The organism is Nocardioides sp. (assembly GCF_035703625.1).
In the GTDB taxonomy this organism is placed as follows: Bacteria; Actinomycetota; Actinomycetes; order Propionibacteriales; family Nocardioidaceae; genus Nocardioides.
The window spans coordinates 1-3570 of sequence record NZ_DASSXS010000095.1; the positions used below are offsets into that span (position 1 = coordinate 1).

The 3570-nt window shown below is 72.0% G+C and carries 4 protein-coding genes and 1 pseudogene; 2 read left to right on the forward strand and 3 right to left on the reverse strand.

What is annotated here, in order from left to right; genetic code table 11:
* Positions 1-216, forward strand: a pseudogene (locus VFN12_RS04875) (hypothetical protein); the annotation flags it as partial.
* A gap of 85 nt (positions 217-301) precedes the next feature.
* Positions 302-739 carry an SRPBCC family protein gene (locus tag VFN12_RS04880; RefSeq protein WP_325117478.1) on the forward strand — a complete coding sequence of 146 codons (438 nt, stop codon included), beginning with the start codon at positions 302-304 and terminating at the stop codon, positions 737-739.
* Between the two features lie 27 nt (positions 740-766).
* Here VFN12_RS04880 and VFN12_RS04885 read toward each other — a convergent pair whose 3' ends face one another.
* The 3 genes from VFN12_RS04885 to VFN12_RS04895 all read right to left on the reverse strand — a co-directional run.
* Positions 767-1237, reverse strand: coding sequence for an SRPBCC family protein (locus VFN12_RS04885; RefSeq protein ID WP_325117479.1), 471 nt, complete (start codon positions 1235-1237; stop codon positions 767-769).
* Positions 1238-1341: 104 nt separating this feature from the next.
* A complete protein-coding gene (locus VFN12_RS04890) occupies positions 1342-2376 on the reverse strand; it encodes a hypothetical protein (RefSeq protein WP_325117480.1) in 1035 nt (344 codons plus the stop codon).
* 118 nt (positions 2377-2494) lie between these two features.
* Positions 2495-3570 (reverse strand): zinc-binding dehydrogenase (locus VFN12_RS04895; RefSeq protein WP_325117481.1); only part of this gene is annotated, 1076 nt, incomplete at its 5' end.

A 3570-nucleotide genomic window follows, 5' to 3' on the forward strand; every position in this document is an offset into this window, starting at 1 on the left:
GGCGGCTTCGGACGGCTCCTCGACCTGGGCCTCATCCAGCCACGGTTCGACGCGCTCTACACCTGGTCCGCAACCGCACTCGGGATCCCCGAGCTCGCCACCCTGATGCACCACGGGGTGCCCACCTACGCGTGGGACCCGGCGGACTCCGAACCGTGGAACCCGGCCGCCGGCAGGTGGGCGTCGGCGGTCCGTTCACTGCTGCCCGCGCGGTGATCGAGGTCGAGCGCTCACGGGGATCGGGCGCGTGCCGGATGATGGTCCCCAGAGAGCCGACACCCGCACCGGAAGAGGGACGCGCATGGCGACCACCACGTTCACGGTCCACACGAGCCTGTCTCCGAGTGAGGTCCTCTCGGTGATCACCGACTTCGGCCCCGACCGGGCCCGGTGGTGGCCGAACGTCGACGAGGCGCACTTCAAGCTGCACGACCAGGGCCCCGACTGGGCAGAGGTGACCGAGGGCACCGGCCTGGGCTGGGAGCGTGAGCGCTACTCGTGGGACGCCGCGACGGGCACGGTCACGATCGACACCCTCGACTCCAACCTGTGGGCGCCGGGCAGTGGCTGGCGGTACGACCTCGTCGGGGCAGGCGACGGCACCGACCTGCGCGTGACGCTCACCCGGGTGCCGGGCTCGCTCAAGGGGAGGCTCATCGCTGCGCTGATTCCCGTCGCCGGGGCGCGCGCACTGGGCAAGCAGTTCCAGACGGTGCTGCGCAGGGCCGAGAGTCGATGACCGCCCGGTGGCGTCGTCCGTGGCTCGTCACCCAGGTCTGGAGATCGGCTCGAAGGACACCTTGAGCGCCTCGAGGGTGACCGTCCGCTCCCGGACGGCGAGCCGCCTGAACAACGGTGCGGCCAGGCGGTACGCGCCGTACAGGTTCAGCTTGGCGTGGAGCCGGACGAGGGTCTGGGTCCCGGTCGTCCGCAGCGAGTAGCCCGGCCAGCCTTCTGTCTTGAGCTTGCCCGCCTTGGACTTGTCCCACCAGTGGAAGACGACCTCCCGGGGCGCGTCGAGCTCGACGATCTCACCGGGCGTCGGCCCGTACGTCGTCTCGTCGAGGAACGTCGTCCCGAGGCCCACCTCTCCGGGTGAGGTCTGACGAGTTCGCTTGAGGATGGTGCCCTTGCTGGGCATCCATTCGTCGTATCCGTCGATGTCGACGAGTCGTGAGAACACCTGGTCGATCGGTGCCGCGATCGTCCGCTCGATGACGAACTCGATCGATTTCATGGTCCCGAGGATCCTCTCCCGGCCAGTGGCCCGGCAAGGTTCACCGAGCGCGTGCAGGGACCAGGAGCCAGGCTCCGGTGCCGCCCCGCCCGCCGGGAAGCGGGTCAGCCGTTGCCCGAGTCGGCGTTCCCGCAGTCGGTGTCGGCCGTGGTGGCCCGGGCGGTGCTGTAGTCCTCGTTGACCAGGCGGAAGCCGGCACCCATCCAGGTCAGCGCCCGGGTGACCCGGGTCCCGGCGAGCACGCTGCCGGGGTAGCGCTCGAAGTCGATGAGCAGGTGGGTGAGGTTGCCGGCTGCGGCACCGTCGGCGGTGAGCACGCCGCTCCCGGAGTCGCCGGGGAGCCCGTCGGCGGCGGTCCAGCCGAAGCTGCGGTCGTACCAGTTCGTGGCCACGCCGGCCTTGCCGCGGCCCTGGCCCACGGCAACGGCGTACCCGTGGCCGTACCACTTGACGGCGGTCGGCTCGCAGCCGGTGTAGATGCCCTGCGGGCCGAGCGTGGGAGCCGGCATCTGTGGGTCGACGGTGAAGCCGGGGTCGATCTGGATGATCGCGAAGTCGTTGCCGATGCCGCCGTTGCCGAAGCCGTTGGCGCCGATGTCGCCGGCCAGGATCTTCTTCACCTCGCCGACCTTGGCCACCACGCCCGCGGCCGTGATCTGCATGAACACCGGCTGGTTGGCATGGCCCACGCAGTGCCCGGCCGTGCCGATGAAGTGGTGGCGGCCGTCGCTGGTCGGGGGCATCGCCTCCTCGGGGCCGTTGTAGTAGATGAAGTTCGCCGTGCATCCGTAGGGCGCAACCTGGCACGCGCCCGCCTTCACCGTGGGCTCCGCGGTGCGGTAGGCGTCGACCGTGGGACAGGGCTCGGTCACCGTCTCGTCCTTCTGGTCCGCACCGGCCAGGCCCCGGTCCACCCAGCGCTGGATCTGCTGCAGGGACGCGCCGTCGGTGCCGGCAGCGGCGATGCGGCGCTCGATCCGCGGAGTCATCCAGGAGGGCGCAGCCGTGCGCAGCCCAGCGGTCTCGGTCCCCGTTGCCGGGGTGAGCTCGGGGGTCGCCACCGAGGGTCCGGAGACCATCAGGCCGGCAGCGACGACCAGTGCCGCCCAGACCGCTGCGAGACGTCGGGAGTTGCGCATGACAGGCCTCCTTGCCCGAGCCATCGCTTCGCGGGCCCCATGCCCGGCAGGCTCGGCTCGATGGGTGAAACGAGCCAGCACCCGGGGCGTTACGAGCGGGGGGACCCCGACCTTCCGCCTACGGGACGATGAGGAACTTCTCGCCCGTGGCGGTGCGCGCGTAGCGGCGCAGCACGTCGAGGTCGAGCGCCTGGTCGAGCGAGATCTCCTCCGTGAAGTGGCTGGCGAACGTGGTCGTCAGCTCGGCGGCGATCCGGCCCCGGAGCCGCACGAGGTCCTCGACCGACAGGGAGGCGAGGAAGGGCATCAGCAGCCAGCCGCCGAGCCCCCAGGCGAACCCGAACCCGCGCCTCAGCTCGGTCGGGCGGCGGTCGAGGCCGCCGTAGATGTAGACCTGCTTGGGCACGTTGGTGCCGTAGCGGCTGTACGGCGCCGCGGGGTCGGTGACCGCGACCTCCATCGCGTTGAGGATGTCGCTGGCGAGCCGGCCCCCGCCGGTCGCGTCGAAGGCCATCGTCGCGCCGGTCGCGCGGATCGCCTCGACCAGGTCGGCCATGAACGACTCGGCGCTCGAGTCGACCACGTGGGCGGCGCCCAGGCCGCGCAGCAGGTCGGCCTGCTCGGGCCGGCGGACGATGTTGACCAGCCCGATGCCGTCGGCGAGGCAGACCCGGTTGAGCATCTGACCGAGGTTGGAGGCGGCGGCGGTGTGGACGAGCGCAGTGTGGCCCTCGCGGCGCATCGTCTCGACCATCCCGAGCGCCGTCAGCGGGTTGACGAACGAGGCGGCGCCGTCGGCAGCGGTCGCACCGTCGGGCAGCGGGAGGCAGCCCTGGGCAGCGGCCAGGACGAGCTCGCCGTAGGTCCCCTCACCCGCGAACCCGACCCGCCGGCCGAGCAGGGCCTGTGCCTCGGGCGCCTCCCCCGCGGCGACGACGACACCCGCCCCTTCGTTGCCGACCGGCATCGACCGGCCCAGCCGGGCGCGCAGGCTCGGCATCACCGCGTCGGGGACCGCCGCGGTCACGACCCTGCCGTCCGGGGTGTCATCGGCCTCGGCGGTGCCCGGGTCCGCCAGCGCCAGCAGCAGGGCCAGGTCCGAGGGGTTGAGCGGCGCCGCCTCCACCCGGACGAGGACCTGGTGCGGCTGCGGCTGCGGGGTGTCGACCGTGTCCACGGACACCCGGACCCGTC